General features: G+C 40.7%; 15 protein-coding genes and 2 pseudogenes. 5 read left to right on the top strand and 12 right to left on the bottom strand.

Translation table 11 applies throughout. The features are described from left to right. Positions 1-25 precede the first annotated feature (25 nt). Complete coding sequence (locus IQ209_RS04785) at positions 26-1912, top strand: propionate--CoA ligase (RefSeq protein ID WP_193849493.1); 1887 nt, start codon at positions 26-28, stop codon at positions 1910-1912. A gap of 279 nt (positions 1913-2191) precedes the next feature. Here IQ209_RS04785 and IQ209_RS04780 read toward each other — a convergent pair whose 3' ends face one another. Next, the gene (locus IQ209_RS04780; RefSeq protein WP_193849491.1) at positions 2192-3022 is read right to left on the bottom strand and encodes a hypothetical protein; all 831 of its coding nucleotides are present in this window, start codon (positions 3020-3022) and stop codon (positions 2192-2194) included. Between the two features lie 426 nt (positions 3023-3448). After that, positions 3449-4078, bottom strand: a complete 630-nt coding sequence (locus IQ209_RS04775; protein ID WP_193849489.1) for a glutathione S-transferase family protein — start codon at positions 4076-4078, stop codon at positions 3449-3451. 317 nt (positions 4079-4395) lie between these two features. On the opposite strand from IQ209_RS04775, the gene IQ209_RS04770 reads away from it, so the two are divergent. Together IQ209_RS04770 and IQ209_RS04765 are read left to right on the top strand one after the other, a co-directional pair. Further along, on the top strand, positions 4396-4950 hold the full coding sequence (locus tag IQ209_RS04770; RefSeq protein WP_193849487.1) for a cytochrome b: 555 nt from the start codon (positions 4396-4398) through the stop codon (positions 4948-4950). Positions 4951-4971: 21 nt separating this feature from the next. Continuing rightward, positions 4972-5553: a YceI family protein gene (locus IQ209_RS04765; protein ID WP_193849485.1), complete on the top strand. Its 582-nt coding sequence runs from the start codon at positions 4972-4974 to the stop codon at positions 5551-5553. A gap of 161 nt (positions 5554-5714) precedes the next feature. Here the strand turns inward: IQ209_RS04765 and IQ209_RS04760 are convergent, their stop codons facing one another. From IQ209_RS04760 to pvcA, 3 genes are read right to left on the bottom strand one after another with little or no spacing between them, the layout of a single operon-like run. Beyond that, entirely contained in the window at positions 5715-7004 is a 1290-nt protein-coding gene (locus tag IQ209_RS04760; protein WP_193849483.1) for a rhabduscin glycosyltransferase, read from the bottom strand. A gap of 19 nt (positions 7005-7023) precedes the next feature. Next, a complete protein-coding gene (gene pvcB, locus IQ209_RS04755) occupies positions 7024-7896 on the bottom strand; it encodes a tyrosine isonitrile desaturase/decarboxylase (RefSeq protein ID WP_193849481.1) in 873 nt (290 codons plus the stop codon). Between the two features lie 44 nt (positions 7897-7940). Continuing rightward, on the bottom strand, positions 7941-8939 hold the full coding sequence (gene pvcA / locus IQ209_RS04750; protein ID WP_193849479.1) for an L-tyrosine isonitrile synthase: 999 nt from the start codon (positions 8937-8939) through the stop codon (positions 7941-7943). Between the two features lie 407 nt (positions 8940-9346). Between pvcA and IQ209_RS04745 the strand changes: the two are divergent. Next, a pseudogene (locus IQ209_RS04745) lies at positions 9347-9726 on the top strand (ATP-dependent Clp protease proteolytic subunit). 92 nt (positions 9727-9818) lie between these two features. On the opposite strand, the gene IQ209_RS04740 reads toward IQ209_RS04745, so the two are convergent. The 3 genes from IQ209_RS04740 to eco all read right to left on the bottom strand — a co-directional run bounded on the left by IQ209_RS04740 (position 9819) and on the right by eco (position 11781). Then, positions 9819-10259: a GNAT family N-acetyltransferase gene (locus IQ209_RS04740; RefSeq protein ID WP_193849477.1), complete on the bottom strand. Its 441-nt coding sequence runs from the start codon at positions 10257-10259 to the stop codon at positions 9819-9821. A gap of 102 nt (positions 10260-10361) precedes the next feature. Next, positions 10362-11069 carry an aquaporin Z gene (gene aqpZ, locus IQ209_RS04735; RefSeq protein ID WP_193849475.1) on the bottom strand — a complete coding sequence of 236 codons (708 nt, stop codon included), beginning with the start codon at positions 11067-11069 and terminating at the stop codon, positions 10362-10364. Positions 11070-11304: 235 nt separating this feature from the next. After that, positions 11305-11781, bottom strand: a complete 477-nt coding sequence (gene eco, locus IQ209_RS04730; RefSeq protein WP_193849473.1) for a serine protease inhibitor ecotin — start codon at positions 11779-11781, stop codon at positions 11305-11307. Positions 11782-12047: 266 nt separating this feature from the next. On the opposite strand from eco, the gene IQ209_RS04725 reads away from it, so the two are divergent. After that, complete coding sequence (locus IQ209_RS04725) at positions 12048-12272, top strand: YdcH family protein (protein WP_193849471.1); 225 nt, start codon at positions 12048-12050, stop codon at positions 12270-12272. 144 nt (positions 12273-12416) lie between these two features. Here IQ209_RS04725 and IQ209_RS04720 read toward each other — a convergent pair whose 3' ends face one another. The 4 genes and pseudogenes from IQ209_RS04720 to IQ209_RS04705 form a co-directional block, all read right to left on the bottom strand. Continuing rightward, positions 12417-12653, bottom strand: a complete 237-nt coding sequence (locus IQ209_RS04720; protein ID WP_193849469.1) for an ogr/Delta-like zinc finger family protein — start codon at positions 12651-12653, stop codon at positions 12417-12419. Positions 12654-12763: 110 nt separating this feature from the next. Continuing rightward, complete coding sequence (locus IQ209_RS18715) at positions 12764-14239, bottom strand: phage late control D family protein (protein WP_193849468.1); 1476 nt, start codon at positions 14237-14239, stop codon at positions 12764-12766. Then, positions 14236-14742 (bottom strand): phage tail protein, encoded by a 507-nt coding sequence (locus IQ209_RS04710; protein ID WP_193849466.1) that lies wholly within the window; start codon positions 14740-14742, stop codon positions 14236-14238. The genes IQ209_RS18715 and IQ209_RS04710 overlap by 4 nt, the downstream gene beginning before the upstream one ends. Further along, positions 14739-16532, bottom strand: a pseudogene (locus tag IQ209_RS04705) (phage tail protein); the annotation flags it as partial. The pseudogene IQ209_RS04705 and the gene IQ209_RS04710, both read right to left, overlap by 4 nt.

Here is a 16532-nt window from a genome sequence, read left to right as displayed (position 1 = left end):
GTGAGAGATGAATGTAGGAGGGATTATGTCATTCCAAGATTTCTATCGGCATTCCATTGATGATCCCGATACTTTTTGGGCAGAACAGGCCAAACGCATACACTGGCAACAGCCTTTTGCACAAACCCTGGATCATAGTCATCCTCCGTTTGCCCATTGGTTTTGTGGCGGAAAAACTAATCTCTGCTACAACGCACTAGACCGCTGGCTGGAAATCCAACCCGATGCCAGCGCACTGATTGCCATATCAATGGAAACCAATAGCGAGCAAGTTTTCACCTATAAAGAACTGCATCGGGAAGTGAATCGCGCCGCCGCTATCATGTTGTCGCTCGGCGTAAAAAAAGGCGATCGTGTTGTTGTTTACATGCCAATGGTCGCCGAAGCGCTGTTTATTTTACTGGCCTGTGCCCGTATTGGGGCAATCCATTCGGTCGTATTTGGGGGATTTGCTTCCCACAGCCTCGCTACCCGATTAGATAACGCCGAACCGGTTTTAGTCGTCTCCGCGGATGCGGGTTCACGTGGGGGAAAAATCATTCCTTATAAGCCTCTGCTTGATGAGGCCATTGAATTAGCCAGGCACACGCCACGCCATGTTTTGATGGTGGATCGTGGGTTGTCCGATATTCATTGGGTGAATGGCAGGGATGTCGATTTTGCCACATTACGGCAGAAGCATCTTGATGCGGAAATCCCTGTCACATGGCTCGAATCCAATGAAACTTCTTGTGTTCTCTATACATCAGGCACAACCGGAACCCCGAAAGGGGTTCAACGCGATGTCGGCGGTTATGCCGTGGCGCTGGCGACATCAATGGGCGTTATTTTTGGCGGTAAGGCAGGCGGCGTTTTTTTCTGCACATCGGATATTGGCTGGATTGTCGGACACTCTTATATTGTCTATGCTCCCTTAATCGCCGGCATGGCAACGATCATGTATGAAGGTCTCCCGATACGCCCAGATGCGGGCATTTGGTGGCAAATTGTCGAAAAATATCGTGTCACCAGAATGTTTTCTGCCCCTACGGCAATCCGCGTTTTGAAAAAATACCCGACGGATTGTATCGCCAAATATGATATCTCATCGCTTGAAACACTCTATTTAGCGGGAGAGCCGCTTGATGAACATACTGCCCGTTGGATTGCCGAAACCATTAATGTGCCTGTCATTGATAACTACTGGCAAACTGAAACGGGCTGGCCCATTATGGCGATTGCCCGCAGTCTGGATGACAGGCCAGGCCGTTTTGGTAGCACCGGTTTTCCCATGTACGGTTTTAACGTCAAGCTGCTCAACGAACTGACTGGTCAGGAATGTGGTGATAATGAAAAGGGAATGCTGGTCATCAAAGGCCCTTTACCGCCAGGTTGCATCCAGACTATCTATGGCGACGATCCCCGTTTCATTAATACTTACTGGAGTCACTTTGACCAGCAAGTCTATTCGACGTTTGACTGGGGAATACGTGACAACGAGGGTTATTATTTTATTCTGGGACGTTCGGATGATGTGATTAACGTTTCCGGCCATCGTTTGGGAACGCGGGAGATTGAAGAGTGCATTGCCAGCCACGAAGATGTCGCCGAAGTTGCCGTCATTGGTATCAAGGATGAAGTGAAGGGGCAAGCCGCCGTGGCGTTTGCTGTCCTCAAAGAAGGACGAGAAATCCAGAATGCTGACCATTTTGCCACCTTAGAGAAAGCATTAATGGAATTGGTGGATAAAAAAATCGGCAGCGTTGGCCGTCCGGCACGCGTCTATTTTGTGACACAATTACCGAAAACGCGTTCAGGAAAAATGTTGCGCCGTACCATGCAGGCCATTTGTGAAGGACGTGAGCCAAGCGATATTGCCCTGATTGAGAACCCCGCTTCATTGGAAGCCATTCGGGATGCAATTTCCCATTAAGCAATCATATGCTCATCTCTTCTTTGTTTAATCCGCATTTAATGTTGCAGAGTTATTATACCTTTGTACTACATTTTCCCAGCTACTTTTACCCATTCCAGCTCCGTTCCTACACGGAGCTTTTTTTTCAGATGAACAGGTTAACGCTTTTATCTATTGATTTTTAAAGTGAAATGGTAGTTAGATTTGATGAGACAGCTGCTAACATGAATGAGGAAAATGTTAGCAGCTACAATGGATTGACTCTATTGAATAGTATATAGAGAAATCCTTTATATTCTATTGACTCTGACTCATCAAATAACGATATAAGCGAGCGGCTCTCTCTGGTGGTAATTCAATAAATCTTTTATTTATATCAATAAGTAGCTCACAGCTTTTCTCTTTATTCGTAGTAACACTCTGATAAGAGTCCAACAAGGTAATGTCTTCCCCATATTTATGCACCATATCAACCATAATTGTTTCCAGATCTTGTAAGGCAAGAACATCATCCTTGTCTGAGGATTGATACTGCTGCTCACTATAAGAGGAAATAATCAACTCCCTATCAGCTTTAATCCGTTGGTTATACAACTCTTTTGGAAACGATTTTGATATTTCCAAAAGATCATAAACATTTTTGTTCATCTCTGGAAAAACAAACCTGAGACATTTTTCAGCACTTACTTGCTGCAAAAACTCCATCTGTTTTATCACCAATTGCGCATGAGCGACAATATCTTTATCAAGAGCAAACAAAATACGCTTATTGACCAGAGAAATTAACTTATTCACCACTTCACCATAAATGACATCGTGGCTTTTTCCTTCTTTCTGCAAAGCCAGAATCTTTTGTTTAAACTCATCATAAAGTTTCGGATCTTTGTTTTTAATAGTCAGAAAAATGGGTTCATCTTCTTTTTCGATTACAAGATCCGTACCGTCAATAATACCCCCTTTAGTACTGCGCAATACTTTAAAATCAAACACATTCCAACCAATTGTGGCAATAATAAAGATCACAATGGATACGTTCTTACTCATTCTACCTTTTTTCTGTATAGTCCAGAGAATACCTCCAACTAATCCACTGAAAATCCCACTAAAAACAATATTTTCCCAATCCATCCGTTATCCTTTTTGCTCCATAGAATGAAGAACACATCATGTATATACTCAACAAACTTCAAGTTGCAATCCACAAGACGAGGCAAGGCCTTATATTTCCCCGCTGCGCGGGGAAATATAACACACATATTGCAGTTGGATTGGTATAAAAATGAATAAATAAACACGTACTTATTAAAGTGATTTAAAAATAATTTAAATAATCACCTAATTTATAATTTTGATAAATACAAAAAAAATATATATACGCATTAAACTTCAAGTTGCAATTTACAACACGCTATGAAACCTGATATCTCCCCGCTTCGCGGGGAGATATCACACGTATCTTGAAGTTAGGTTGGTATAATTAACTATAAAAATAGGTTATTAAATCAGGGTACACAAAGCACCCTGAATCATAACTTTTTTTTCATAAAATATGAATTAATGTGCTATCTTCGGTTCTTTTAACGCAGACTCTGTCCATTCCATAATAGCTGGATGCTTTAACATACGATTAACCCATCCCTGACTGATTGCAGAAAATTTCAATCCGTAGGTTTGAGCACGGAAAACCACAGGGGCATAAAATGCATCGACAGCCGTGAATTTATCTCCCGCCAGCCATTCACCACCAAACCGAGTTAGCCCTTCTGCCCAAAGTGCATCAATTCGTTCAATATCGCACTGCAATTCGGGAGTTATTTCATTAAACTCATTATGAATAGAACAATCCATCGGGCAAAGCTGGCGTAATGTCGCAAAACCAGAATGCATTTCCGCCGCAGCACTTCTCGCCCATGCTCTGGCTGTTTTATCTGATGGCCAAACTTGAGCATGATCCTCAGCAATATATTCGATAATTGCCAGAGAATCCCAAACAGTAATCTCTCCATCAATCAAACAAGGAACCAAACCCGTAGGTGAAAATGCCTGGAATTTCTCACGGCTGCTTTTACCATCTTCAAAATAGCTCAACTTCTCATTAAAAGGAATATTCAGCGCCCTGAGCAAAATCCACGGACGCAGTGACCAGGAAGAGTAATTTTTATTGGCTATCCACAATGTATACATTTCTTTCTCTCTAAATGGGTTTTCATCATACTGAGAGTATCACATGTTGGAGTTCCTTACCCCGCGCGGCGTAAGGAATACGCCTGCCATGTTGAAATGCTATTTAGAATAATAGAATAGTGTGATTATATCAAAATATTATATTTTCCTATGGAAATAATAAATTAGCTAATCCATTATAAAATGCCATATTATTAGAATAACACCCCATAAAAAAACAAAATAACACACAAAATAAAGAAATTAATTCACTATGCACTTTAAAAACTCTCGTCTATATTGTAGAAACATCTTTATATTAAAAATAAGGATATAATATGTCACTCAAAAACACTTCCACCAGCTTTGGTCATATTTCTATTTTAATTCATTGGCTAGTCGCGCTCGCTGTTTATGGAATGTTTGCACTTGGATTATGGATGGTTACATTAAGTTACTATGATAACTGGTATCATCGTGCTCCTGAACTGCATAAAAGTATAGGTAGTTTATTATTTATTATCATGATTATTCGGGTAATATGGCGATTCATTTCGCCGCCACCAAAACCTTTGGCAAGCTACAGTCTTTTTATACGCATCAGTTCACAACTAATGCAACTCACTCTCTATATCGCCTTATTTGGTATTCTATTTAGTGGATATCTCATTTCTACAGCCGATGGGCAGCCTATCAGCATTTTTGGCTGGTTTGAAATCCCTGCAACCATCACAGGCCAGGGCATACAGGCTGATACGGCGGGCGTTATTCATCTTTATCTTGCCTGGACTGTTGTCGTGCTCTCCCTATTACATGGGCTTGCGGCACTGAAACATCACTTTATTGATCGTGATACCACCCTAAAAAGAATATTTGGTTATAAACCAAATTAAAATGACTTTTGGAGAATTATTATGCTGAAAAAGACGCTAGTAGCCCTGACCGTAGGGGGATGGCTCATGAGTACAGGAAACGCACTCGCTGCTGATTATAAGTTCGATAAAATAGGCCAACATGCCTTTATTGAATTTCGTATTCAGCATTTAGGATTTAGCTGGCTTTATGGCGGTTTTAAAGATTTCGATGGTAACTTTACTTTTGATCCGCAAAACCCAGCAAATGATAAAGTGAATGTGGTTATCAAAACCGATAGTGTCGATACCAAACATGCCGAACGAGATAAGCATTTACGTGGACCTAACTTTTTGAACAGCAATAAATATCCTGAAGCTAAATTCACATCAACGAATGTTAAGAAAGAAGATGGACATTACTTTATTACCGGCGATCTCACATTAAATGGTGTGACTAAACCTGTCACACTGGACGCAAAATTGATCAATGCAGGAAACGACCCGTGGGGTGGCTACCGTGCTGGTTTTGAAGCGACAGCCAAACTCAAACTAAAAGACTTTAATATCAAAGAAGATCTGGGGCCAAAATCTCAGGAAGTCGAACTGATCATTTCCGTTGAAGGCGTGCGAGAAAAAGTCTAATCATAAAAGAACGCGGTAAGAAAAACGTACCGCGCTCCATTTACCCTGTTGTAGACAGACATAATATCTATACCAATCTAACTTCAAAATGCGTGTGATTTCTCCCCGCCAAGCGGGGAGAAATCAGGTTTCATAGCGTGTTGTAAATTGCAATTTGAAGTTTAATGCGTATATTGGGCAATCAATTCATTAACATGATGAGTTATTGATGCCAAAGCATTATGGGCAGCATAATCAGCCTTAATGATCTGTGACTGCTGGCGCCATATCGGGGAAGATAATATCCTTGTCACTGCCTGATATAACTGCTGTTCATTAGGTGTATCAGTATGCAAACTGATACCACAACGTGACCAGATAACACGAGCGACAGCTTCTAATTTACCATCTCCTGTTCCCGCGACCACCAAAGGTACGCCATGACGAATGGCTGAATTCAGAGAACCATAACCACCATTAGTAATAAAAATGGCTGCTTTGGGGAGCCAGTGTTCAAAATTGAGATACTCGACCACTCTGGCATTTTCTGGAAGGTCTTTTCCCAGGACATCGATAGAACGACCGCCTGTAATCGCTAATACCCGAACCGGCAACGTTGCTAACCCACGCAATGTGGGCAATATCAATTGGTTAAAATCAATATTAGCCAGTGTTCCCTGAGTCACCAAGATCAACGGCAGGCTTTCATCCGGCCAACTGATTTGCGTTTTATCATCTTTCACTTTCACCGGCAACGATCCGATAAAATTCACCGTTTCAGGTAAATCATCACGAGAAAATTCAAATGATTGCGTTGCCAGTTGTAAGAAACGATCAACCCCGCTCATCAAAACATCATTGTGATCCGTTGTCAGTGGGGGACAATCCACCGCCGCAAGCGACTGGTTGAATGCTGTCCTGACCTGCTCAATTAATTGGTGCGTTTCCTCATCGACTAATTGCTCGCGTGTCAAATCAGCAGGTAATAATTCAGGTGGTATCCGCGCGCCCCAGAATATGGCATCCTTTGCTGACCACGCCAGGGGCGTAACACCAATAGCAATGACAGGGATACGTTTTTCAGCCGGTTTCTGCAATAACGGCAACGCGGCATAAAAAGTATTATCGATAATCAGCAGGTCAGCTTGTCCCTCGTCAATAACTTGCAGTAATTGTTTCGACAACACAGGAATAGGTGCAGCAAAAAATTGCCTTAACGCCAGCGCCATCTGAGCATTTCCCGGCGGAAGTTCTGCCCGTTCAGGAAAATATTTTTCCAAACAACGGTAATCAATATCCACTTGCTCATCGAAAGGAACAAAAGTAGCCCCTAACGCTTCCGTTTGCTGTTGAAACAAGGAACCACTGAATATGGTGACATCATGTCCCTGCCCTATTAAATGTTCCGCAATAGTGAATATTGGAAAAACATGGCCAGGCGTTGCAATAGCCGCTAAAACAATACGAGACATTAATCGAGTCTCCTTCTACTCAATCAGCACTGGAAACAGTAATAGTGCGGAAGCTGTGATTCTTACACACAGGCACGCCGTGGATATGCACCCGCTGAATATGGCGAGGAGAACGGGAAATAAACGCTTCACGTCCATGTAATAAAGTGAAGTTATCGCAAATCGCAATATCACCAGACTGCCATTGATGAGCGTAGAAATAACGCGGATCATACAATCGGTTATACAGTGTTTCCTCAAGGGCTTGTTGCTCTTCCTGTGACATGCCATCTATCTTCAAAGCGTGATGATCAGCATACTTCACATCTTCTTTACCCATTGGCTCATTGTAACGCATCACCCATTTTTCGCCGTCGGGGTGAGAACAAACCAATGGTGAAACCACTTCACCACCATAATGGGTGACGCGGCTTGTACGGTAAGTAATGGTGGTATTTTTCCATCTATTACGCTCTTCATCACTGGCATCAATAATCAATTGTTCCGTGTTGACAAACGTGGTGCGCCCTCCTTGAGCCGCTTCGGGGGCAGAAACACAGTGAAATAGCTGAAATTCAGGAATTGTTTCTCTATACATTCCATCCCAATGCAACGGTAAATTACCACTGTCCATAACATGGTCAGACGGATCTGGATGCTCCATAACATCCAATACAGCACCAAATGGCCACATCATGATTTCACCCCAACGGCCAGAATATTCCGCCAATTTCTCTTTATCCGTAAAACCGGATTGAAAGCCACGCAATACAACCAGCAGATGAGTACGAGCTAATTCACGCAAAGCATCAACTGACAGAGTGGTAATATCCTGATCAGGGTAATTGGGAGTAATAAATACGCCAAAAGGTTTCATCCCCTCAATATGACAATCAAGTTCATAGGTATTCATGATTTTTCTCTCTAAAATACGGGTATACCACGTGGTTATGCTGCTTATACTGTCGCCGTTTGAAATTCTGTTTGTGGGTTTTCTTCAGATGGCGTTTCAATCACGTAATGGCTTGGAACCCCCCGAATTTCGATCAGCTTTCCATTCATCTTTTTCACTTCATCACTTTTCATCAGTACAAACTGACCGTTAATGTTGGCCGCCACACCGTGCCACGGTGTCAACCAATCATCCCGAGTCGGCATCATATGAATACCAATTTTGATACTGTCTACAGGTTGCGGGTGAATAGAAAGACGGATCGCTAGAGGGAATTGTTCTGCCAGCAAATTACCCCACGCCCAGCTGCGTTGGATAACCCCAGCCGAGCGCTGGCGTGCATCTTTTTGCAACGCATTTTTTGAACCTGTATATTCTGGCAATAAGCTATCTTCATAAAGAAAACGAGTAATCGCTCGATATAATTGAACACCTTCTTCGGTTTTTTTGAGTTCTTCCTTGATCTCCTCGATTGAAGAGGCATAACGACTGACCAATAATTCACGCAGTTGATCGTAATCATTAGTATATTGCGTTAGTGATTCAACGTTACCAAGATTAAAAACTGAAAGATGAGTCGCGCCCAGTTCATGCAGCAATTTTTCAATTTCTAATTGATAATGGGTAATTGTGTCATCATCGACAAGAATAAGATCACTAAAAACATGTCCATCAGAACAAATAACAATATTTGCCCCAGGTGGATAATAAAGTTGAATACGCTGGCAAAGGGAGTTTAGAAAAATCAGTGATAACTTTTCTGCCATATCCGGCATTTTACCCAATACTTTTCTAGGATTGGGGGATTTTGTTGGAAATGCAGGTAAAATACATTCGATAGGTTTCCCTTGTTCCACAAATGCACGGATACGTGACAATTGAACCTCAGAAACCTTTTTTTCTTCATATTGAAGTGTATGTTCAGACTCAGGGAAACGACGCCGATACTGCAATAATTCACGTAGAATTTTGTTAGACACTTCTTCTATGTCAAGACGTTCCATAATTCATTCCTAATTTATTACATTTACATCACAGCCAATTAATACAGTTAGCAATATGCAGATATTGCTGAGCATAAAACATTAACTCACATGCTTTTGAATATATAAATAACGAAATAAAACTTACAGCAGGAAAGTGACAATATACAACCAAACCTAACTGTAAATACACTGAGTTTTTTATTTTATCTTATTTTATTACACACACTACAAAACGCTAAGAAATCATGAACATAAATATATATCATCATAATCCCACAAATAAATTAAATTTTTTTAAAAAAATAATTCAATTTTTTTGATGATGTTACAAAACTGAAATAAAGTTCAAATTTTTTAGAAAACATTATTTTTAAAAGCTATATTATTTATATATCCAATATTATTTATTACAGGAGAGAAAAACAATGTATTGCGAATTTATAAATAGCGCAGAAAAAGAAACAACAGCAACTTCATATACTCAAAATCAACTCATTAAATCACGATCTGTTATTATTTCTAGTGAAATCCATCAATCGCTTGCTGAAAATGTAATGACACAACTGATAATTTTGCAGGGAAATCAGTAATGATCCAATAAAAATATTTATCTAAAGAAAACCGTTACTCCCTACCAAATACCCGTTTTATGATCCATCAGCTGATCAGGAAAGCAACCAATCAATCCCTTGATAAGGTCGCAAAAGATACCGATCGGAATTACTGGATGGAACCAAAAGAAGCCCGTAATTACGGTATTGTTGGGCAAATCATTCATCATTGGGATGAATTGCATGAATATTGATGAAATGATGAGCCTTATTGGCTAATAACACAGGCGGCATTATCCAAATACTAATAATAACCGCCTGCTTTCTTAGTGTTTATAAAGGTACTTCAAGTATTTTCAGTTTTGTCTAATGTCCATACAAAATCCTGCTCTACAACAGGTGAAAATCCCAGTTTCTTATAAAGCCAACCCGCATTAGATGTCACCAACATCACGTGTTTTACATGAGGAATAATCGGATGCTGTAAAACACATTCTACCAACCAACGCCCTAATCCCCTCTTCTGATAGTCATCGATAATAAACACATCTGAAAGATAAGAAAACATTGAAAAATCAGTTACTAACCTTGCAAACCCAATTGCTCTATCACGATGAAATAATGCAAAGCATAAACTATTTTCTATTGCAGTTTTGACCTTATCAAACTCAACACCACGCGCCCAAAATAATTGCGTTAATTCACTATGTACGAAATGAATATCAATCTTACTCTTATCCGTTGTAACCCAATATTCACCTCGTTCCCATGTTATATTTTGCTCCATCATTTTTCCTTTTAAGAAGAGATTGAAATGTGAATAAATCTACCATAAAAAGGAATCAAAAAAGCCATGCTATAACATGGCTTAATCAAAATATGAGAAATATTAATTAACGGATGAATCATCTTTCTGTAAGAGTGTCCGGTATATCAACCCACCGATAGCACCACCAATTAATGGAATCAACCAAAATACCCAAAGCTGCTCCAAGGCCCAGGTCCCCTGGAAAATAGCAACCGCAGTACTTCTTGCCGGGTTAACCGATGTATTTGTTACTGGGATACTGATTAAGTGAATAAGTGTCAATGCTAAACCGATAGCCAATGGTGCAAAACCTGCTGGTGCATTTTTATCTGTTGCTCCAAGAATGACAATCAAGAAAAATCCGGTTAATACTAATTCAATAATAATTGCAGCTCGTAATGAAAAACCACCAGGAGAATGTTCACCATAGCCATTAGATGCAAAACCACTTGCTGTTGCATCAAAACCACTTTTACCGCTAGCGATAAGGTACAGTACCGCGGCTGCCGCAATTCCTCCAATCACTTGGGCAATAACATAAGGAATAACCTCTTTAGCAGAAATACGCCCGCCCGCGAACAACCCCAATGTTACTGCCGGATTAAAGTGCCCTCCTGAAATATGCCCTACAGCATAGGCCATCGTTACCACAGTTAAACCAAAAGCCAGAGATACGCCCACAAAACCAATCCCCAGCTGTGGAAATGCCGCAGCTAAAACAGCACTACCACATCCACCAAACACCAACCAAAAAGTACCCAAAAACTCTGCCGATAACTTTTTAAACATTCGACGATTCCTTAATGATATTTGCATAAATGCAAAAGAATCCAAAAACAGTTTAGTTAGTGTTTTTAATTATGGGCAAGGAATCGCAGACAGAAAAATAAAGAAAAACCAATTTATATTGGTTTATTACAGATTGCTTTATTGTTAACTTAATAATAAGCAATGAAGAAATGCATGTTTAAACAACCTGAGTTTAATATAACAACTCAGGTTGTTTATTTATTTAATCAATAACTTATTTGATAACCGCTTTTTTTACTTCATCCGAAGCTTGCCAAATACGATATTTAACTGTCAACGATTTTGGCGTATATACTACGATAGGTAATTTGCTGTTATAACGGATAAAAGCATCCTTACCTAGCTGAACCTGAACAAAACGCACTGTTTTTTCTTCATTTGGACAAGCCATTTTTGTTGAAGCGGGACCAGTCACATTATTTAGCACATAATAGTCATATCCCCACCCTTCCAGCGTTTTAGTCTCCAACTTACCGCCAAACCAGTGATGATTACAATCCACTTTCATATCCTTGCCAATCACCAACTCGACCATATAGCCGTTTTCATGTTCTTTCTGAGGCAATTCAATCACGCTACGAGCCATTTTCTCAGAAGGCGCAGGATAAGGGGCGATATCTTCAAGTTTTTTGTCAGCAAAAACCGACGTTGATACCATCAATGCAGCTAAAGGGAATAGATATTTTTTCATATATCACCTCTGAATATGTTTAAAAAGGAGACTAGATAATAACAACAAAAAGACAGGGGTAAATTATGTTTTTTGGCAAAGCTCTGATTCTTAAAGGCATTAGATAAGGGAAAACTATTCACTCATGATCAATGTCAAATTTTATTTATCACCAATAGCCTAACAGGTTCTACCAGTTCTTTTTTATGTGATATTTCTCAAATCTGATATTAAAATGACCTGCTACACTCACGCAGTGTGGTAGTGAATTTCGTATAGGAGGTCTTATGTTTCCAGAATATCGTGAATTAGTATCCAACCTGAAAGAATCTCATCCCCGCTTCCAATCCCTGTTTGAAAAACATAACCGACTTGACCACGAGATAACCCAACTTGAAGGCCCAAATGGTGCGGGTTACAACGATAAAGTTGTGCGTCTGAAAAAAGAAAAACTACACATCAAAGATGAAATGCAAAGGATTTTGCAGGAACAATATCAGAACCAGAAGTAAATCAGCCAAATGGTTTTGACGCCCACTTTGTTGACGAGTGGGTGTCACAAAAAGATCTCGAATAGAGACCCTTACTTCAATCCAACATCCAAAAAAAGCCACCATAACGGTGGCAAAAAACTGGAGCAATAATTTTTTCGTTATTTATTGTACGGCAGCCGCTTTCTGGCGAGGTTGTCTCTTGGTTTTTGCCCTTGGATGTGGCGCCACATTCTGGACTTCACCTGGCTTAGAAATGAAACGGACAAAGGTTTCATGGCTGACAAACGTTGCTCCACAATTGATATTCTGACATTGGTTATAGCGCTCCTTTGTTTGGCTTGAGTGTTCAAAGCTGCTACGAGTATGCGCTGATTGATCACACAGAGGACACTTAATCATATTGTTCACCTTTCTGAAATCGTTATCTTGAAATAACTGTCTTGAAATAACTGTCTTGAAATAACATCATCTCGTCTGGTGAACAATATACCAAAGATCTCATATTGAGATCAAGTACTCATTTCAACTTCATCGATTTTTATTTCGAGATCTAATGATGTCGTAAAACCACTGTCATTGAGCGTGTGAGTGACTTTGACCAAAGTCCAGTCAGTTCCATCAATTTCTGGCTTAAACCCCTCTAACTGGACGGGAGTTTCAGGATAAATATCAGCGCGCCCCAATGCTAATGTGATAGAGAACTGCGCCGCTCCTCGTTGCATTTTTTTCCAAACGGCGATAGCGGCACGCTCTGCACTTTCTTTGTTAGAATAAATGCGCGAAAGCGTTAGAATATTCTCCTGAGTTCCCACCAAATAGCTTGCAGATTCTTGCTGTACCGTCGTTGTTTGATGGTGTTCAACCGTTGATTCACGCTGTTCTTCATAAGATAAGCTTGCTTCAATATCGAAATTTGCTTCTATCTCAATACTGCCGTGACCTTTATTTTTACTGTTCTTTTTATTCCCCTTTTTAATATAAGTCGGCTTTCCACGACCTTTAGTTTTTGGATTTTTCTTCGCCAAATTAACTTTGCCAGGTGATTTATTTTTAAGATCTTTTTCCTTTTTAGAGGATTGTGGTTGCTTTTTCCCGGAAGAAGCATCCCCTTTTTTAGTGGTTTTTTTGCCTGTTTGAGAAGAATTCTTGCCTGATGATTGGCTACTACTTTCATATTCAACGACAAGTTCCGCTTTTCCTTCCTCTGATTCCTTTCGCCTCAGTTTAACCGTCTGTTTAGTTGCTGTACGTGTATCCATCCATTGAGCAACAACACCAGTATAGGCCTCACGATCGGACAGAGAAAATCTGTGACTATCCCCCGAGTTACGCGTAATCAGTACAGGCGGAATAGGCTTACCACTCGCCGCTTTATTCTTCCCTTGCTGAACAAACAATAATTCGCCATTTTTGACTGAAGCGATTGCGCCTTCTTGTTTTGCTAGTCGAGTCAAAAAGCTGACGTCAGATTCATTTGTTTGATCGACATGCATAGAGATATTTTCCAACTCTGAACTTATCTTAAACGCCAATTTATTTCTGGCAGCGATAGTACTGACAATACTGCCTAAAGTGCATTTATGGTAAGAAATTTCCTTTTTCGTATTCAGATCACCACGAAAATCCGCACTACGGGCACGAATAGTTAATCGATCTGGTGCACCAACATGTTCAATTTCATCAACAACAAATTTTCCCTTCGGCGTTAAGGAGTGGCCATGCCACCCCAGTTCTAATCTAAGAATATCGCCACGACGAGGCAGCCTCAGCATGCCATCCGCATCATCCAACTCAATATCGAGCTGGTCTGATTCCAAACCACGATTATCCGTCAATGTTAATGACATCAGGCGTGATTGGATATTCCCACTGATATCCTTGTTATTGATTTCCAGACGAAAAGCGGGCTCACTGACTTTTCCAGTGACCAAATCAAATTGGGGAACCCAATCCGTGTCGGGTATCCACTTTTCAAAATCAATCATGAGAACACTCCTTTGACTTTATCAATAACATCATCTTTGAATGCAGAAAGTTTCTTTGGCAAATTAGGTAAATCTTTCTTGATATCAGAAAGCTGCTCCTGCAAATCGCCCAACATTTCGAGCAAATTATTGTCAACACGTCGCAAAGTCAGCGTGAAACTGATTTTTCTGGCCGCACCGCCTGACATAAACTCTGTTTTAGTCTCATCAATGCTTTCGATAACGAACATACCGTAAATGGCACCACTGCCATCAATAAAAGACCACGCCTTGCCACTATCTGCCATCAATTTCAATGCGGTCAATGAAAGTGAACCACCTGTCAGTTCAGGATAAAGTTCCCCTGATAGTGTGATCGTATCATTGTCTGAACCGACAAACTGCCAGGCAGGCCGCGCTCCCACGCGGCTGTTGAAGGCATGTCGCCAACTCTGTTTATATTGAAAAGTTTGATATGGCGTTGTTTTCAGCATAAAAACAAACAAACCAAGTGCAGCCATCATGAGAAATCTTCTCCTCTGTCTGAAAGTGAGCTACGCATACGCGCTTGGTGCATACGTTCCCTTTGTTCCAATTCCTGCCTGACCACACGGGCAATATCCTGCGCGGATTGTCCCTGAGCGCCATAGACATAGATGTTATATTGCGGTGCTGCGCCACCGTATTGCTGTGGCTGACTCCGTTCCCGTTTCGCCTGCACTTCCTCATAAGCGTGAGCAGGTAAACTCTGCGCGTGTAATGGTGCATCCTGCGCCGCAACCGGCAGTGACATTGAGCTAACAGCAAGACCCAAGGCAGCAAGTTTCGCGGTATTTTTTCGGCTGGTAACATTAGCTGGGCCATTGATAATTTCAGGCCCATATTCCCCTACAAGGCCTGGTTTCCCGGCAGGAATAAATCCGCCCTTATCATGTTGGGTAATCTGTTTTGCTTGCTGAGATGTGTCGCTCTTGGTAATTTCCTGTGATGTTTTTACGGTAACTTCCTGTTTATCATCACCAGACCACCACGATTTAAACCAATCAGTAATAGAGGCGAATTTACTTTTCAGGTTCTCCCATTTTTCTTGAATACCAATTAGCAAACTATCGATCATTGCTGAACCTGCCGATTTTAATTTTTCAGGAATAGCCTGAACATCAGCAACAATTTCATTCCATCTATCTGAAATTGATTTTTTAACGCTCTCCCAAATTTCTAAAGTATTCTGTTTAACGGATTCCCAAACTTCACCTATTTTAGCTTTAACTGACTCCCAAGCTTCTGAGGCGCTTTGTTTAATCGTGTCCCAATTTTGGTAGATAAGACCGATTAATCCACCATCCATGAAATAACTTTTAATACCTTCCCAGGCTGCACCAACTCGGTCTTTAATTCCCTGCCATGCATTGCTACAAAAATTTTTGATGTTTTCCCACAAAGCAGTGAATTTGGGGCCTAATGTTTCCCAATTCTGCCAAATATAAATAGCAGCCATTGCGATAACACCAATAATGGCAAGAATAGGGTTCGCCATCATAGCTCGGCCAATAAACAGCATTGCTTTACCTAATACACTAAAAGCACTACTTAAAAAAGACAGACCTTTTACACCAACACTTGCCAGAATATTTATGCCATTACCTAAAAAGCCAAAAACTTTTTGACCAATATTTCCTAATGCTCCTAAGCCTTTTCGCTGTCTTCCAAAAGTATCTTTACCTCCTTTATTAGACAGTAAATCAGCGCCATCATTAAGTGAGCCAAAAACCTTGTTTCCGGTTTTACCAAAAAAGTCCATGGCCGCTCTTAGCGCTTCCAAAGCCTCAGTTCCAAATTGTGCAAATGCCTTCAAGCCATCTCTTAAATTCTCCATAGCCTGAATCCCTACCTGCGCAAATCTATTCAGATTGGCTCTTAACTCTTCCAGTCCCTGAACCCCAATCTGAGTAAATATATCCAGACTGGATTTTAACTTGTCCAGTGCCTGAACACCCAACTGCGCAAAGAAATTTAGACTGGCTTTTAACTCTTCGAGAGCCTGCATACCCAATTTAGCAAATACATCCAGGGGAGATGTTAATTTATTAAGAGCCTGAACACCCAATTGCACAAACGCATCTAAGGTGGATTTTAATTTATCCAGCGCCTGCGTTCCCAGTTGAGCAAATATATCCAAAGGTGCCGTTAATTTATTCAGAGTCTGAACACCCAATTGCACAAACGCATCTAAGGTGGATTTTAATTTATCCAGCGCCTGCGTTCCCAGTTGAGCAAATATATCCAAAGGTGCTGTTAATTTATTCAGAGCCTG

Source organism: Xenorhabdus sp. BG5 (assembly GCF_015163665.1).
GTDB lineage: Bacteria > Pseudomonadota > Gammaproteobacteria > Enterobacterales > Enterobacteriaceae > Xenorhabdus.
Note: the sequence above shows the minus strand (reverse complement) of the source record. Positions and strands in the feature narration are given on the sequence as shown.

Excerpts from the sequence above, each read along its gene's own strand:
- IQ209_RS04710 (WP_193849466.1), bottom strand. The coding sequence starts at position 14,742 with ATGATGGCTGCACTTGGTTTGTTTGTTTTTATGCTGAAAACAACGCCA.
- IQ209_RS04720 (WP_193849469.1), bottom strand. The coding sequence starts at position 12,653 with ATGATTAAGTGTCCTCTGTGTGATCAATCAGCGCATACTCGTAGCAGC.
- IQ209_RS04780 (WP_193849491.1), bottom strand. The coding sequence starts at position 3,022 with ATGGATTGGGAAAATATTGTTTTTAGTGGGATTTTCAGTGGATTAGTT.
- IQ209_RS18715 (WP_193849468.1), bottom strand. The coding sequence starts at position 14,239 with ATGATTGATTTTGAAAAGTGGATACCCGACACGGATTGGGTTCCCCAA.
- IQ209_RS04785 (WP_193849493.1), top strand. The coding sequence starts at position 26 with ATGTCATTCCAAGATTTCTATCGGCATTCCATTGATGATCCCGATACT.
- IQ209_RS04740 (WP_193849477.1), bottom strand. The coding sequence starts at position 10,259 with ATGGAGCAAAATATAACATGGGAACGAGGTGAATATTGGGTTACAACG.
- aqpZ (WP_193849475.1), bottom strand. The coding sequence starts at position 11,069 with ATGTTTAAAAAGTTATCGGCAGAGTTTTTGGGTACTTTTTGGTTGGTG.
- IQ209_RS04725 (WP_193849471.1), top strand. The coding sequence starts at position 12,048 with ATGTTTCCAGAATATCGTGAATTAGTATCCAACCTGAAAGAATCTCAT.
- eco (WP_193849473.1), bottom strand. The coding sequence starts at position 11,781 with ATGAAAAAATATCTATTCCCTTTAGCTGCATTGATGGTATCAACGTCG.
- IQ209_RS04770 (WP_193849487.1), top strand. The coding sequence starts at position 4,396 with ATGTCACTCAAAAACACTTCCACCAGCTTTGGTCATATTTCTATTTTA.
- pvcB (WP_193849481.1), bottom strand. The coding sequence starts at position 7,896 with ATGAATACCTATGAACTTGATTGTCATATTGAGGGGATGAAACCTTTT.
- IQ209_RS04765 (WP_193849485.1), top strand. The coding sequence starts at position 4,972 with ATGCTGAAAAAGACGCTAGTAGCCCTGACCGTAGGGGGATGGCTCATG.
- pvcA (WP_193849479.1), bottom strand. The coding sequence starts at position 8,939 with ATGGAACGTCTTGACATAGAAGAAGTGTCTAACAAAATTCTACGTGAA.
- IQ209_RS04775 (WP_193849489.1), bottom strand. The coding sequence starts at position 4,078 with ATGTATACATTGTGGATAGCCAATAAAAATTACTCTTCCTGGTCACTG.
- IQ209_RS04760 (WP_193849483.1), bottom strand. The coding sequence starts at position 7,004 with ATGTCTCGTATTGTTTTAGCGGCTATTGCAACGCCTGGCCATGTTTTT.